The organism is Trueperella pecoris (assembly GCF_014926385.1).
GTDB lineage: Bacteria > Actinomycetota > Actinomycetes > Actinomycetales > Actinomycetaceae > Trueperella > Trueperella pecoris.
Map to the genome: position 1 here is coordinate 1,939,875 of NZ_CP053291.1, position 15,692 is coordinate 1,955,566.

The 15,692-nt window shown below is 60.1% G+C and carries 13 protein-coding genes and 1 tRNA gene; 1 reads left to right on the plus strand and 13 read right to left on the minus strand.

Annotated elements, in window-relative coordinates; translation table 11 throughout:
* Positions 1 to 68 precede the first annotated feature (68 nt).
* The 7 genes from mnhG to dcd all read right to left on the minus strand — a co-directional run bounded on the left by mnhG (position 69) and on the right by dcd (position 7,741).
* Positions 69 to 422, minus strand: a complete 354-nt coding sequence (gene mnhG / locus HLG82_RS08925) for a monovalent cation/H(+) antiporter subunit G (protein ID WP_193326489.1) — start codon at positions 420 to 422, stop codon at positions 69 to 71.
* On the minus strand, positions 422 to 961 hold the full coding sequence (locus tag HLG82_RS08930; RefSeq protein WP_208585115.1) for an MrpF/PhaF family protein: 540 nt from the start codon (positions 959 to 961) through the stop codon (positions 422 to 424). The genes mnhG and HLG82_RS08930 overlap by 1 nt, the downstream gene beginning before the upstream one ends.
* Positions 958 to 1,794 (minus strand): Na+/H+ antiporter subunit E, encoded by an 837-nt coding sequence (locus tag HLG82_RS08935; RefSeq protein WP_255313882.1) that lies wholly within the window; start codon positions 1,792 to 1,794, stop codon positions 958 to 960. The genes HLG82_RS08930 and HLG82_RS08935 overlap by 4 nt, the downstream gene beginning before the upstream one ends.
* Complete coding sequence (locus HLG82_RS08940) at positions 1,787 to 3,334, minus strand: Na+/H+ antiporter subunit D (RefSeq protein ID WP_193326490.1); 1,548 nt, start codon at positions 3,332 to 3,334, stop codon at positions 1,787 to 1,789. Before HLG82_RS08940 ends, HLG82_RS08935 begins: the two co-directional genes overlap by 8 nt.
* Positions 3,331 to 3,786 (minus strand): Na(+)/H(+) antiporter subunit C, encoded by a 456-nt coding sequence (locus HLG82_RS08945; protein WP_193326491.1) that lies wholly within the window; start codon positions 3,784 to 3,786, stop codon positions 3,331 to 3,333. Before HLG82_RS08945 ends, HLG82_RS08940 begins: the two co-directional genes overlap by 4 nt.
* Positions 3,783 to 6,983, minus strand: a complete 3,201-nt coding sequence (locus HLG82_RS08950; RefSeq protein ID WP_193326492.1) for a Na+/H+ antiporter subunit A — start codon at positions 6,981 to 6,983, stop codon at positions 3,783 to 3,785. The genes HLG82_RS08945 and HLG82_RS08950 overlap by 4 nt, the downstream gene beginning before the upstream one ends.
* A gap of 146 nt (positions 6,984 to 7,129) precedes the next feature.
* On the minus strand, positions 7,130 to 7,741 hold the full coding sequence (gene dcd, locus HLG82_RS08955; RefSeq protein WP_193326493.1) for a dCTP deaminase: 612 nt from the start codon (positions 7,739 to 7,741) through the stop codon (positions 7,130 to 7,132).
* A 295-nt stretch (positions 7,742 to 8,036) separates the two neighbouring features.
* Between dcd and HLG82_RS08960 the strand changes: the two genes are divergently transcribed.
* Positions 8,037 to 8,110 (plus strand) — tRNA-Gly (locus tag HLG82_RS08960).
* 187 nt (positions 8,111 to 8,297) lie between these two features.
* Here HLG82_RS08960 and HLG82_RS08965 read toward each other — a convergent pair.
* From HLG82_RS08965 to HLG82_RS08990, 6 genes are all read right to left on the minus strand, one after another.
* Positions 8,298 to 10,559 (minus strand): AAA family ATPase, encoded by a 2,262-nt coding sequence (locus HLG82_RS08965; protein WP_193326494.1) that lies wholly within the window; start codon positions 10,557 to 10,559, stop codon positions 8,298 to 8,300.
* A gap of 641 nt (positions 10,560 to 11,200) precedes the next feature.
* Positions 11,201 to 12,295, minus strand: coding sequence for a Fic family protein (locus tag HLG82_RS08970; protein ID WP_193326495.1), 1,095 nt, complete (start codon positions 12,293 to 12,295; stop codon positions 11,201 to 11,203).
* Positions 12,296 to 12,725: 430 nt separating this feature from the next.
* Positions 12,726 to 13,220 carry a CorA family divalent cation transporter gene (locus HLG82_RS08975; RefSeq protein WP_193326496.1) on the minus strand — a complete coding sequence of 165 codons (495 nt, stop codon included), beginning with the start codon at positions 13,218 to 13,220 and terminating at the stop codon, positions 12,726 to 12,728.
* A complete protein-coding gene (locus HLG82_RS08980; protein WP_193326497.1) occupies positions 13,184 to 13,693 on the minus strand; it encodes a macro domain-containing protein in 510 nt (169 codons plus the stop codon). Before HLG82_RS08980 ends, HLG82_RS08975 begins: the two co-directional genes overlap by 37 nt.
* Entirely contained in the window at positions 13,690 to 14,376 is a 687-nt protein-coding gene (locus HLG82_RS08985) for a nitroreductase (RefSeq protein WP_193326498.1), read from the minus strand. Before HLG82_RS08985 ends, HLG82_RS08980 begins: the two co-directional genes overlap by 4 nt.
* Positions 14,377 to 14,528: 152 nt before the next feature.
* The gene (locus tag HLG82_RS08990) at positions 14,529 to 15,641 is read right to left on the minus strand and encodes a glycoside hydrolase family 36 protein (RefSeq protein ID WP_193326499.1); all 1,113 of its coding nucleotides are present in this window, start codon (positions 15,639 to 15,641) and stop codon (positions 14,529 to 14,531) included.
* Between the last annotated feature and the right edge of the window lie 51 nt (positions 15,642 to 15,692).

Consider the following 15,692-nt stretch of genomic DNA (forward strand, 5'->3'; position numbering starts at 1 on the left):
CATGACGAAATCACTGCTAGCTTCAGGCAATTGCGAAGGTGCGTGTGGGACGTTGCCGGCCGGGCCCGTTACGCGCGGTCGTCTCCGGACTTCATGTCCTCACCCAGCTCGTCAATGAGCAGCGCCGACTTGTCGATTCGACCCGTCCGATACCCCGCCCGCGACAGCATGTGGGCCGAGATTGGGGAGGTAATGAGCTGAAAACCGATGACGAGCATCATCGTCCAAGTCATCGTCGCGCTTTGGACCATGAGGCACACGCCGAGCATGAGCATGATCAGCGACAGCACCTGCGGCTTGGTGGCCACGTGCTGGCGAGCGAGCAGGTCCGGGTAACGGTAGGCGCCGATAGCGGCGATGAAGGTAAAGATCGATCCGCCCGCGATGAGCGCAACCCCGAGGTAGTCGGCAAGCTGTTCCATTACGGCTCCATCCTTTCTACCGCCGTCGCGCCACCGTGCTTTGGCCCGACCTCAGTGACGTCCTCCGTGTCCACGTCCGTACCGGAGAAATCCACAGCATCCGGATCGTACAAATCACCTGGATCGGAGCTTCTCCCGCCGTTTGTCGGCTCTCCTGGGCCGCCAGCCGGGCTCTCTACTCGGCGCACCCGCCAAACCCTGTGAGATTTCCGCCCAAATCGCCAAGTGTGTTCACCAAAAACCACATTCTCACGACTTTTGGCGGCCGACCCACCCATCCCGCCCTGCAGCGGGGTAATGAAGCGTGCGAGCGTGGCAGATCCGACGAATCCGATGAGGGAAAGCGCAATGAACAAGGCGAGCAGATCCTCGCGGCGCGTGATCGCCGCGAGAACCGCCACTCCTCCGATCAGTATCGAGGTCAGGAAGTCCACGGAGACCATCCGATCCAGCGAGGTCGGCCCCTTGACCAGCCGCACCGTGACCAATAGCGCCGAGACTACCAAGAGGGCGATACATGCACCGAGAACATAGATCACTGTTCCACCTCCGCCTGAAGTGCGTTTCCGGCGATGCGGCGGGTGCGCGCCTGGCGTTCGTCCCGCTTGGCATGCTGCGCCTGAACAACCGCGGCCGATTGAGCGGTGCCGAATTCGCGCGGCGCTCCCGTCGCGGGCGCGTAGGGCACGGGCAGGCGCCCGGCCCGCCTCGAGGAACTAGGCACGTAGCCTGCGTCCACCAGCTCGTCGTGCGAGGCAAACGCGCGCAACACCCGTTCTTCCAGCTCGAGGACGGTGCGGTGGATGCCCTCGATCCCGCCGGCCAGATGCGTGTCGAAGACGTGGACGTAGAGCGTGCCCGTCACGCGATGCGCCTCCACCACCACCGAGCCCGGCACGAGCGCCGTCATTCCCGAGATCATCGCCAGATACACGTCTGAGTGCGATCGCAGGTGGACGCGGATGATTGCGGCTTGGGGCTGGCGGCCGGAGAGGATGAATCGTGCCATTTGGAAGGAGGAGTGGACGATGTCGAACAGGAAATGTGTCATCAGGTGGATGACGGCGATCGGGCGCGACCGCCCGTCGAAGGGCACGTATGGGAATGGCGCGACGGTGGTGACGAAGAGCGCGACGATGATTCCTGAGAGGAACGTGCCGGTGGAGGGGTCTGCCCAGAGGAGGACCCACACGAGCATGAGCCAGGCAAGCATTCCCACCGAAGCGTGGGGGAAGCGCCCGGGGCGGCGCGCCGCCCGGCGGATGGCGCGCGCGGATTTGGTGTTGACGACGCCGTCGGTGGACCTACCCGCGCCCCTGGCTGTCATACCTGCGGGACCCGTGGCGGCGGATCGGCTGCGCGTTTCACTCATGGGTGCCTCCCTCGCCGGAGTCCTTGGAGTCGCCGGTGCCGCGCCCGTCCTCGGGTAGGACGGCCACGATGTAGGGCGAGCGCGCTTTGAGTTCGGCGGCGGCGTCAAGGGTGAACTTGTTGATCGGGCCAGCCCAGAACGAGATGACGAGGGAGAAGATGACGAGCGCGCCCGCGGCCCCGCTCATACCCCACGGGATGGGTTTGGTGGGCAGCGGCTCGGGCGCGGTCTGCCAAAACGCCATGTTCCATGCGCGCGCCACCGCGTAGAGGGTGAGCAGGGAGCATATGATTCCGGTGGCGATCAAGGCCCAGTCGATCCAGGCGGATCGTGACACCGAGGCCTGTATGAGGCCGACCTTCCCGAAGAAGCCTGACCCCGGCGGGATGCCCGCTAGGTTCAATGCCGGCACGATGTAAAGGGCCGCAAGCATGGGTGCAAATTTTGCAAGCGATCCCAGGCGCACCAACGACGTCGTGCCGCCGCGGCGCTCGATGAGCCCTACGACGAGGAAGAGTGCCGTCTGCACGGTGATGTGGTGGACGGCGTAGTAGATGGTGGCCCCGAGCCCAATGGTGGACGATAGGGAGATTCCCCAGATCATGTAGCCGATGTGCGAAACGAGGGTGAAGGACAACAGTCGCTTGATGTCCTGCTGGGCGACCGCACCGAGGATGCCCATGAGCATGGTTGCGATAGCGATCATGGCGATGACGAGCGTGAGCCGGTTGTAGGGGAAGAGCAGGGTCTGGGTGCGGATGATGGCGTAAACCCCAACCTTGGTCAGCAGGCCCGCGAAGACGGCGGTGACGGGCGCGGGGGCTGTGGGGTAGGAGTCGGGCAGCCAGGCTGAGAGCGGGAAGACCGCGGCTTTGATGCCGAAGCCGACGAGGAGCATAACTTGGATGGTGAGCCGCACACCGGGGTCGATCTCGGGTAGGCGCAGCGCCAGTTGGGCGAGGCTGACGGTGCCCGTGGCCGCGTACGCCATCGCGATGCCCACGAGGAAGACCACCGACGACACGAGTGAGACGACCACGTAGACGGTTCCCGAACGGATCCGGTCTCGCGTCCCACCCAGCGTGATGAGCACGAACGACGCCGTCAACAGCAGTTCGAAGCCGACGTAAATGTTGAACAGGTCCCCGCTGAGGAACGCGTGGGAAACTCCCGCCGAGAGGAGGAGGAAGGCGGGGTGGTAGACGGCGATGGGTGCGGCGTCGTCGCCGTCGGCCACGCCTTGGGCGAGGGAGTAGAGCAGGACGATGAGCGTAACGGTGACGGAGGTGAAGAGCATGATGGCGCTGAGGCGGTCCGCGACCATGGAAATGCCGATGGGCGCGGCCCAGCTGGCGACGTCGAGGACGACGGGGCCTGCCATGGACATGTAGAGGAGCGCGACGGCGACCACCCACACGGCGCCGAGGATACTCGCTGAGAGGATGCCTTGGAGGCGGCGAACCGAGGCGAAGGCGAGCGAGAGCCCGGCGCCAAAGATCGGCAGAACAACCGGGAGAGCAACAAGGAAGTCCCAATTCATCGGCTTACCTCCTCGTCTTCAATTTCGTCATGAACCTCAGCAGCGTGGTCTTCAATGGCAGCTGGCTTGTCGGCGCGAGCATCGAGCTTAGCTTCCTCGGAGCGCGCCGCAATACGCCGGTCTTCGAGGTCATCTTGGACTTCGTCATTGCCGTTGAGCTGCCAGGAACGGTAGGCCATCGCGAGGAGGAAGCCGGTCACCGCCAGTGACAGCACAATTGCGGTGAGCATCATTGCCTGGACCAGTGGATCGGCCATGTCCTCTGGGCGCGCCTGGCCGACCATGGGCGGTTCGCCGGAGGGCCCTCCTGCGATCAGCATCAAGATATTAACGCCGTTGGTTACCGCGACCAACCCTAAGACGATCCTCGACAGTGAGCGTTCAAGAACCAGATAAACTCCCACGGCCACGAGCGCGCCCGCAAGTATTGCCAATGCAAGGGATGATGTCACTTGTCGGCCTCCTCGGTGATCCCAATAAGCGTGCTGGTAGTGGCCGGGTCAGTGGCGACAGTGGTTAGGCCGGTCTTGGGGTCGACCTCGCCCGGGCGAGACGGGCTCGCCTGAGGCTCCTGGCGGGTGCCCGGCTCCGCGCCGGTGTGCAGCGTCGGAGGGGCGGAGACGACGTCGTCAAAATCGCGGGCCTGTTCGGCGTCGGTCATCTCGCGGCGGGAATCGGCCGACGGGCGGATTTCGACTTCCTCGTCCTCGACGCCCTCGAGCTCCCCGTGGCGGTCGATTTCGGCGCCCAGCGAGCGAAGTATGTCCAACACCAGTCCAACGACAACGAGGTAGACGCCGATGTCGAAGAAGATCGCGGTCGCGATCTTGACCTCACCGAAGCCCCACATCACGAACTCGATCTTGGCTGATTGGAGGATTGTTCCTCCAAGAGCGACGGGAATGAGGGCAGCCAGACCCGCAATGGATAGGCCTGTCCCCATGAGGTGACCCGGATGTAGCGGAACGGCGGCACCCAACTCGTAGCGTCCACCCGCCACATAACGTAAAACGAGGGCGATACCCGCAAGAAGGCCACCCGCGAAGCCGCCGCCCGGCGCGTTGTGGCCGGCAAAGAGGAAGAAAAGGGAAACCGCGAGGATGGTGTGAAAGATCAGCCTCGTGCCAACTTCAACGATGACGGAGCGGCGCCAAAATGGGAGTTGGTCGCTGCCCTCCAACCAACGTCGGTTGCGCCCGGGCGCGGTTACTGAGGATTCGATGGCTCGCGCGCGCACGCGCCGCCAGGTGGGTCCGCCAAGGTCGCGAGTGGGGCGGACGATTTGGCCGGCCACGCTCGTCGCGGGCGTGCGCAGGTTGCGGAACCGGTCGATGCGCCCGCCGCGGTCACGGATGAAGAGAAGGGATGAGATGCCGATCGCGCAGGCCACAACCACGGAGATTTCGCCGAACGTGTCCCAGGCGCGAATATCTACGAGCGTGACGTTGACGATGTTCTTGCCGTACCCGTACACGTAGGCCTCGTCGTGGAAGTCGATCGCGATGGGGGCGTGTACGCGCGCCCCCGCGGCGACGACGCCAAGCAGCGCCGTCATCGCGCCGAAGCCGGCCGCCACCGCGAGGCGCCACCAGCGAGAGCCGCGCAGCGGCCGATGGGAGAAGTATTGCGGCAGGCGGCGGAGCACGAGGACGAAGACGACGAGCGTCATCGTATCCACTAATGCTTGGGTCAAGGCCAGATCCGGGGCGCCGTAGAGTTCGTAGATGAGGGCCACTCCGTAGCCCGAAATCCCCATCAGGAGGACGGCCTTGAGGCGTTGGCGAGCCCCCGCAGCCAACAGTGCCGTGAGGATGGTCAGCACGGCGACGACGGCCTGAGCCACGGAGTCGTAGGGCCGCACGGGCAGGCGCGGCGTCCAGTCGCCGAGGGCAACAGCTGCAAGGACCGCAAGCGCCGTGAAGGTGAAGATCGTCGACAGGTAGGCGGGCAGTGAGCCGCGTTGCGTGAGGGCGGTTGCCCGGCCAGAGAGCGAATCGAGGCCGATGATTATGCGATGATAGGCGGTTTCGGCGGCGACGGGGAACTCCCGGGAGGTAAGCGGCTCCACCCGTGCGCGGCCCACAAATAGCCCAAAGCCGAGGGTCAAGATCACCAGGGTCACGACGAACGGGAACCCCAGTCCCGGCCAGGCGACAAGGTGACCGAGCTCGCCCTGAATCTGGCGGGCGTGAGGCGCGAAGACGGCGTCGAGAAGGTGGGCACCCAACCCGAAGACGAGGCTGCCGCTAGCAAGGACCAACACCGGGCCCGTCATGATCCACGAGCGGCGGCTGACCTCCGTCTCTTCGATGCCAGGCTTGGCGGCGAAGGCGCCCCACCAGAAACGAAGCGTGTAGGCGACCGTCAGCACGGATCCGGCCGCGATGGCCACCCACGTCGCGGTCGCTAAGAGGTCGCCGCCAATGAGTGCGTGCAGGGCCGCTTCCTTCGCCACGAAGCCCGCGAAGCCCGGCAGTCCCGCCATGGACATGCCCGCGACCGCCGCGGCCGCAGCCGTCACCGGAATCTTGCGCCCGACCCCGGACAGCTGGCGGAGGTCGCGCGTGCCGGTGGCCCAATCGACCTGACCGACGGCCAGGAAGAGGGTCGATTTGAACATGGCGTGCGCGACGAGCATGCCAAGGCCCGCCAGCAACATCGCCGGCGTGCCATAGCCAACCATCAGCATGATCAACCCGAGCTGAGAAACTGTGCCGAAGGCGAGAACCAGCTTGAGGTCGTACTGCTTGAGCGCCCGGTAACCGCCAATCAGCATCGTCCCCACGCCGCCAGCCACGATCATGTAACGCCACACCGGCTGGTCTGAAAAGCCCGGCGCCAGACGCGCCACCAGGTAGACGCCGGCCTTGACCATCGCCGCAGCGTGGAGGTAGGCCGACGTCGGCGTGGGGGCCGCCATCGCCGCCGGCAGCCAGAAGTGGAACGGCACGATCGCCGACTTCGCCATGGCACCCACCAGAACCAAAGCCACGGCGGTGGAGACCACCACGGAAGGGGTCGATTCCGCCGCAATCGCCGCCACCCCCAGCTGGCCCGCCTGCGCCGAGGCCACCAGTTCGGAGATCGTGAACGAACCGCCGGGGATCACACCTAGCACCATGATGCCGACAAGCATGGCCAAGCCGCCCGCCGTCGTGACGATGAAAGCCTGCATGGCCGCGCGCCGCGAGGAGCGCTTGTCGTAATTGAAGCCGATCAGGAGGAAGGAAAAGACCGACGTCAGCTCCCAAAACAGGTACAGAGCTAAGGTGTTGTCCGTGGTCACGAGCCCGGCCATCGCGCCGGCGAATGCCATGAAGATTCCCGCGAACCGCCCCATCCCCTGCGCCGACGCCGAAAAATAGCGCGCGCAATAGAAGAGCACGGCCGTTCCCACGCCCGTCACGATCAGCGACATCACCCACGCCAGGTGATCAATCCGGAACGTCAGCACCAGGTTCAGTTGGGGAACCCAGGCGAGCCTGCCAACCGGGAAATCTCCGCCCATCACAGCCGGGCCGAGGGTGAGAAGATAGCCGAACGAAAGCGCCGGGAGAAGCGAAAGATACATGTAGCCGCGCCGGCCCAGCCTCATCACCATGGGCGCCACGATGGCACCAATGACAAAAGCGGCCAGCACAATCAGCATATTTCTCCCCAGGCCCGTCGAGTGCGTCTACCTATTTATCTTAGGGAAAAGACTTACCCATGTGTGGAGTCAGCGCACGACCTCACAACTCCGGCTCGGAAGGTTCAGTTCCCTGCCCGCAAGGTCATACCCCTTGTACGGGAACGTCATGCTCCTTGTCCGGAAACGTCCAGCCCACGGGCCGACACGTCAATCCGATGGAAGTTGAGGTCCGAGCGCGACGCCGTCGGCCCACGTTGGCCCTGATAGCGCGAGCCTTGGGCGCCCTGACCGTAAGGGTGCTGTGCAGGGGAGGAGAGCTGGAAGAAGCAAAATTGACCAACCTTCATGCCCGGCAAGAGCATGATCGGCATCGTGGCCGTGTTCGACAGCTCGAGGGTCACGTGCCCAGAAAAGCCCGGGTCGATGAAGCCCGCCGTCGAATGGGTGAGCAAGCCCAGGCGTCCCAGGCTGGACTTGCCCTCGAGCCGCGCCGCGACGTCGTCGCCGAGCGTAATCTGCTCATACGTTGAGCCCAACACGAACTCGCCCGGATGGAGGACGAGGCTACCGTCGGCGGGGACCTCGACCAGGCGGGTGAGCTCGGGTTGCGGGCTCGAGGGGTCGATCATCGGGTACTTGTGGTTGTCGAAGAGGCGAAAGAAGCGGTCGAGGTGAATGTCCACCGAGGAGGGCTGCACCATCTCGGGATCCCACGGATCGAGGGTGATCCTGCCGTCGGCCACGTATGCGCGAATGTCACGATCAGAGAGAAGCATGAGGCAATTCTTTCACGCTCACGCGTGAGCGCGCCCGCCTGTCCGGGCAGGCGGGGCATTTGTCCGCTCCGGCGTAGCACTTCTCCGCTGGTGGCTCCCCCGCTGGTGGCTCCCCCGCGGCTCCCCCGCGTCGCACTTCTCTGTCCGTGGCGTACCTCTCCACCAACGTCGCACCTTAAAGACCTGTCTAAGGTGCGTCAGTAGCGGAGAAGTGCGACGTTAATGGTGATGTGCGATGTTAAGCGTTGCCCGATTGGCGCCCGCGCCGTCAGGAACGTAAGATGGGATCACCCTTGCGGGCGTAGTTCATCGGTAGAATGGCAGCTTCCCAAGCTGCAGAGGCGGGTTCGATTCCCGTCGCCCGCTCCACTATGACCTCGAATTTGATAAGGCCGGGGTTACGTTTGGCGAGTATGCCCTTGGGGGCCTAAAATTCGGCGGGCGTCGGCGAGTTCGCATTTGCCCTAGTCAGAGCGTTGTCGAGTTGAGCAACAGCTAGCTATGGGTATGAAAATGCCGCCCTCATGTGAGGCGGGCTCGGCGATGTAGAACAGACCTATGGGGCTACGTTGACTGCGAGATCGATGTGCGACGATATATCCGATTCAAGCTTCTTTGCCAGCTCCTTGCCCTTGAATTTGGCCAGTAGCGCGCGAAAATGCTCGCAGTCAACGGTTTGAAGAAAGTAAAGTGTTTGAATCACGGCAAGCTCAACTTCATTCCTCGAGAGAACACCGCCAGATCTATTTAAATCGGTATGGGACAAGTTGTTAACGATTTTCGACAAGGCGGGCGACATCGAAATTTTACCCTGGGCGATAATAGTATCGATGCGAGAGCCCAATTTATCGCTGTTAGGCGCACGGAACTCAGTGAACCCCTCGAGCACCTTGCGACAGAAGTTCCCGGTTCCCAGCTCTGGTGGATTGCCGCTTTGCAAATCCTCAAAAGCTCGTAGCACCATATAAAACGAAAGCCAGTAGTCGTTGGTCAATCGCACAGCGTCGTTATCCCATCGCCGGCAACGTGTGGATTGCTCCACGCAGCTAAAAGTGTCCTTGTAAACCTCGTAAAATACTGCTCTCGGAACCTCGCCATTTTTCTTGGGAACAGCCTTGTCAGCAAGGCGAGATTGTAGGATTTTTAGATAAGTATGACTGTGTGTGAAATACACCAGCGAGGCAGGCTTGGGATTCTGGAAGTGGCCGGAGATGAATCTATCCACTGCAAGAAGTCTTGCCTCGTCTAGCTCGGATCCCAAATCATCAAAGATCACCACGCTATTTTTCAGTGACTGTTTGCGGTCCTCCGCCAAAAACTCAGCACAGAAGTAGAGCAATGAAACCAACTTTTTCTCGCCTTCGGACATCGCTAAGGCTTTCTCACCCTGGCGGGTAATTCGATACCCCTCACCAGTGTCTCCTTCAGAGACACGCAAATTTCCGTCACCCAAGATCATACACAAGGCTTTATCAAGGAATTCAGCAGTCGCAGCAGTAGTTGAAACTTGTTTCTTAAGTTTGTCAAGGCTTTTCTTGGCAGCTCTTTCCCCTTCCTGCGCCGTTTGTTTGGCTTTGGCGGCATCGTCATGCGCCTTCTTGGCTTCGCTCCATCCTGCCCCATCTACGGCGCAGCAGTGCTTCTTCAGAAGCACAATGGCAGATTCCTTGTTGGCAGAGTGCTTGGCTATCTCTGCACTGACGCTGTCATGTGAGACTTGAAGATCGTTGTACTTTGCTTGAAGTGCAGAGAATCGCACATCTGGCTTGTCTCCTTGAATCAAGCCGTATGGATCTCTCACGCGCTCGCCAAGAATGTTCGCAGAGTCCTCAAGCTGCGTTAAAACAGCCTGCACTTCAAGCAGTACCTCCGCCTTCTGCGAAGATAATTCTGAACTGTAAATTGAAGTATCGAGATTAGTCCCTTTTAGAACCACTTCGAAAGCCTTTAGTGCTGATATGGCGCTCTTGCATTCTCCTAGTTCGCTTTTGACTAGTGCGGGAGCCTCTCCCTCGACCTGTCGGATTGCATTTTCAAGGCTTACTAGTCTCTGCGCCGAAACTAAACCCCCGCAAAACTGGCATGAGTCCCCAACCTTATGCCTATTCACGCCTTCACGAACCCAATCGTTTATAGCCATGGCCACCGTCTGAGCAGTTGACGATTTTTCGGCGGTCTTCTGCCAGAGCTCATCGGAAAAGACCCAGCCATCTGGGAGATTCGGTAAATCAGGAAGGAAACCAGGATCATCCGAGTTTGCTATACGTATGTTTTCCTGAACCTCATTTTGGGCCAGTGGCGAGGCTTCGCCCCTCTCCAGCAATGCACGTATTTCGCGGCGCTGAAACTGCCGCCCTCCTAAATTTGCACACTTTTCCTTAAGGTCCTCCCGGACGCCTTTCGCAACCTTTTCAACGATCCCCTCTAGGCTCTTGCTTTTGTCATCTTCTTTTTCCTGCTTTGCCGCAACATCTTTTCTAGCTGATTCCCACTCTTCTTGCGCTATCCGCATCTTCTTTTCAAGGTCACCAGCGTCATCACTTAGGACTACGGTAGTGACACCTTGGGCTGCCCCACCTTCAATGAAGTCGCCAACCTTGTCTCTTCGCCATTGGTCGTCAAACGCATAGAGAAGAATAGGTTCACCATTGTCTTTCCGATTATCATCGAAAGTGGTTGCCCGACTCAGCACCTCACATACTGTTGTCTTTCCAGCTCCGTTAATTCCAAAGAAAACTGAATCCGTCAACAGCTGTATTCCAACTAACGAATCCTTTGCAACATTCCGCAAAGATTCATTGCTCTTGACCTGAATCATGTCGCATCCCCTTAAACGGCTCTAGCAGACCTTAAGTTGCCGAGTTCCTAGGCTTGTAGGCGTCAAGCGACTACCAACTTGGATGTCGCAAGGTTCTTCGGAGGAAGAGTCGCAACACTGTGCGGCTTCTGATCACAGTGTACTGGAAACGCATTTGATAGAACCACAAATCCTTGGTCTCGCACACGGAAAGTACCACTAAATCATGCTTGTCACGTCTTGCGGACATCCAGTTGGTCGGGTTCGTCGGTTTGTCGGCAGTTCTGTCACTGCATATTTTCGTCTGATGTCTTCGACCTGCCATCGGGCACCCCTCACCTTGAACTCGCCAACGCAAGCGCCGAACCAGACCCCCTCCCGCCGTGCAGCGCACAGCAACGGAGGCTGGAACCGCTCCGGACCGGCCCGCATGACTACACCAAAAGAAGGGGCGCAACAGCACTCGAACCAGCAAAACCCCTGCTCAACAGCCGATTCGCGGCAATCTCGTTCCTTATCAAATGCGAGGTCTTTGGCTCCAATCGGAGGAAAAGCGAGCGATGTAAGAGCTTGCTCTTATATACGAGCTTGACGAACCTATGCGCAACAAGAAGCGCTGCAAGCACTTCCACGTTCATTTTGATACCAAGAATGAACGTGGATCACTCCGGAATGCTTGTGTGGAACAGAGTTTGAAGAAGGCGCGTGTTCACGAATATGTTGGTTCTCCCAACTCGTTCTTTCGCAATAAAGCCGTGCTCAGCAAGGTCGTTGAGCCACCGCGCAGCAGTTTGGCGTTGAGCAAGACCAGCTTCCACAATATTTTCTATCCGGAGATATGGCTGACTAAAAAGGAGGCGTGATAGAGATGCGGCTGGCAGCTTCGGAAACAAACTACGGATTTCCTGCTCGAGATTCATGCGCATCTCGTCAGTAGCCTCAACGAGGTCGAGCGTCCACTTCGCTGTTGCCTCAACCCCGCCGAGTATAAAGAGAATCCACGGTTCCCACTCGCCATGAGAGGTGACCTTGTTCAGCAACCTGTAATACTCATCTTTGTGGCGGACGATATGGCCCGACAGGTAGAGAATCGGCAACTGCAATAAACCAGTGTCGATCAAAATCAACATATTGAGAATACGTCCGGTGCGCCCGTTTCCATCAAAGAAAGGGTGAATAGCTTCAAATTGGTAGTGAGCGAGCGCCATGACGACGAGAGGATCAATGCCATGGTCAGCGTGAAGAAACTTCTCCCAGGCTGACAGGTGATCCAAGATGGCATCTTTACCTTCAGGTGGAGTGTAAATCCGCTCTCTCGTGACGGGGTTTCCAATATATGTACCTGGATGATCACGAATCACTGCAGGACTAGCCTGCAACGCAGAGCAAATATCTATTGCCGTCCTCGTAGAAAGAGGGCGAAGATTCAGAGACTCATATCCCGTTCGGAGAGCTTCCCGATAACGAAGAGCCTCTTTGACCTGCGGAGTCATCGTAGTGAGAGCTCCATGCGCCGCTTTGAAGAGTTCGTCATTCGTCGTCACTATGTTTTCGATCTCGCTCGATGCTTGAGCTTCCATCAACGGAACGAGGTTGATCAACATTGTGGGATCTGGCAGACGCCTATATGCGCCATCGAGACGCGCGAGGGCCCTGCTTGCCGAAATGGCTGCTTTCAGGACAGCAGGGGTTTCCACCTCTGCCTGCGGGGGCAAAGGGGGAAGGTCTTGGAAAGGTTTTTCCGCATCGAACGACATGGTGACAGTATAACCACACCCCTATAACGTGTCGAAATAAGCGCTATATTTCGACACGTTTTCCACTTATGTCGATGGTGTCGACACATTCTTCACCACTAACCTTTGTGAAATATGATCACATTCCCGCTGGATGCACCCGCGATGCACCCACCCGGCACCGAAATGCACCCACCCACTCCTCGACTGCACCCAGGCTGGGCGCTTTGTATCAAAATAAACGTCAAAATATCCACGTTTATGCAGTTCAGAACGCCAAGCTTCACCACCGTTGCACGCAGGCACACAGCACCGGACGGCACGCCTTGGCAATTTCACGCCCTTCTTTGTCGGAAGCACCGGCATTTAACAGCAGGATGGAAACGGTCAGCCAAACTCTCGGCAGACCCCTCCAACCGGTCAGCGAAGCTAATCCAATCGGTCAGCGATACTAAAGCCATTTCAGGCGGCGCATCACCAAGTAGACGGTTAAAGCCGGCACCACGAAAAAGAACATCGCGGCCCCGACTCCGGCGGGCCGGCCAAACCCCCAATAGGGCACATTCATGCCGAAGAAGCCCGTCACCATGGTGGGGATAGAAATGACGGCGGCCCAGCCGGCCAGCTTGCGCATGGTGGTGTTCAACCGTTGGTCCTGTAAAGACAAATGAGTCTCGAACAAGGTCGAGACCATGTCACGCAGAGACTTCCTCCACTCGCTTACCCGCAGCACGTGTTCGTTGAGATCATTGAAATTCGCCTCGAGTTCGGCGGAACGATCGGGCTGGATACGCCACATCGAGTTTGCAACGTTGCGCATCGGCAAGACGAGCCGCCGAAGCGCCACGATTTCTTTGCGCGCTTGGTAGGCGCGAACCTGGTTCCCACGCGAAAACGACGGCCGGCAGCTCAACCACTGTCCACAAGCCGTATGTGATCGGCCCACAGCTGGCGGACGGCGTCACTCGTCAGCGCGAAAGTGACCTCGAGGTGAGGAAAGCCGGCAAGCTCGGCCGTCGCGATCCGGGCGACCTCCGCCATGTCCCAACCATAAACGCCAGCCGAAATCGCAGGGTAGGCAAGCGTCGTCAGACCCTGCCGCGTCGCTAATTCTGCGCAAGAACGAAACGCCTTGGCCAAGAGGGGCGGATCCTTCTGCCCCCGATGCCAATTCGGTCCCACCGTGTGAATCACGTGAGCTGCGGGAAGGTGGAACCCCGGCGTGATCACCGCCTCCCCGACGGGCAAGCCGGAAGGATAATCGACGCGGCGAATCTCGCGGCACGCCTCAAGAAGCTCGGGGCCAGCCGCTCGATGAATCGCGCCATCCACACCCCCGCCGCCGAGGAGGGAAGAGTTCGCGGCGTTGACGACAGCGTCGACAGGGAGAGTCGTAATATCAGCGTGAACAGCCCTCACGCGTCACCCGGTTCTGCAACAAGCGGACGGGCCAGCGGAATCTGCGGATGCTCAGCACGGAAGGAATTAATGTGCGCGTCGGGATCCGGGTAACCCAACGCGAAGCCCGTGATCAGGGCGTATTCTTCCGGAATCTCAAACTCGGTATCCACCGGATGGCGCCAGGTCGTCAGAGTGCCCAGGCCAACCGTCCCCAGGCCGTGAGCCGTGGCCGACAGCATGAGAGTCTGAAGCAAGATTCCCGCATCCTGGGCCGAAAAAGGCAGCATCTGACGATGGACAAAAATAAAACCAACAACCGGAGCGTCGAAAAACTCAAGGTTACGCCGCTGCCAGGCATTCTGGGCCTCGCGGTCACCTCGGGCAACTCCTAGGTGTGAGTAATAGCGCTTGCCGTTGGCAACCTGGCGATCACGCAACTCGCCGGGATAGCGCATGCGAGTGTTGAAATCGGTCGGCGGAAACTCGCCCGACAACGACCGGGTCCACGCCTCCACGTAGGCCTTCTTGAGGCGCGCCAAACGCTCACCCTCCGCCAGCGCAAGGAGGTATCCCCGCGAGTTGGACCACGACGGGCAATGCCGAGCATCATCCAATACCGACGCCAGAACATCGGGCTCAACCGGCTTGTCGAGGTAGGCGCGAACACTTACTCGCGATCTCACAACATCCAAAAACTCCATACTCAATCATAACGCGCCGGGCGCGGGCCGCGGTGGCCTGTCAGCCGGCCGGCTACTCCCCTCACCTGCCAAATCCTGTGAGATTTTGGTCCAAATCGCCAGGTGCGTTCACCAAAATCCAAATACTCACAGGATTTGGCGGTCACCCCCGGCTATTTGACGAGCAGCCGGTCCGAGACCCACCCGACGGGGTTGAAATAGGGCGAAAAGTCCACACCGCGATCCCTAATCGAGTATGAGTATCGCCCAGTTTGTTGCACACGCGGCGCGGAACACGCCGCCTCCGTCCACTGCCGCACCTGGGCGGCCTCGCGCGCACTGAGCCACGAGGCCGGATCGGAGCTTTGGGTAAATTCGCAGGCCAACGCGGCGTCCGCCGTCAGCGCGTTGATCTCGGGCGAGAGCAGTGATCCCCGGGTGCGGAAGTACGCAACGTCCGGGATACAATCGAGCAGTGGCTTGAGCCAGGTCCGCGAGAGCGAGGAGCGCAACGCGTTGAGGACGGACGGTCCGGTGGGGTCGCCCTTCCGCTCGGTGTTATACCAATAGGGCGCGGTATCCGGACCGACGCGAATGCCGTTGAGTAAGCCAATTGACGCGTTAACCACCGCCCCCGATCCGAGGAGGTAGACATCTGGCCCAACCGCCTCACGAATCGTTCGCAGGCCCGCCCGGTAGGCTTCTTCCCGACTCATCTTCTCGGCGCGTTCGGCCTCGATGGCGGCCGCATAAATGAAGTCCAGCTTGAACATGTCGATGCCCCAGTCTGCGATTTCACTGATGGTCTCAGCCAGCCAGTCGTGGGCTACGGGCCGGGAGAGATCGAGCGCGTAAAAGTGCTCGCCCCAGTTGTGACCAACGGACAGGAGATTTCCGGCATCGGGCGGGCCGTGAAGAAAAAGTTCGGGGTGGCGTTCGATCACCGTAGTGCCCGACAGGGCGATAAACGGCGCGAGCCAAAGCCCGGTCTTTAGCCCGACGTCATGCATGCGGGAAGCGAGGGTCGCGATGCCGTGGGGGAACTTTTTGTTGGGCCGCCAATCGCCGACGCGTTCTTCCCAGCCGTCGTCGATCTCGAGCGTCTCGTATCCGAGTTCTCGCGCGGGTTCGATCTCGCCGGCGATTTCGATCCGGGTTGTCCCACACGCGCCACGGCTTTTTGCCCAGGTGCCACCAGCGCGTGGAGGACCATGAGTTCGAGCCGTGGCGATAGAACTCGGTTTCGCCCCACGGATGGCCGACGGCGAACGACCGCGCCCCAACATACACACCGTTCGCCGCGCAATCCTCGGCGGATCCGCGAGCGCCGGCGCGGA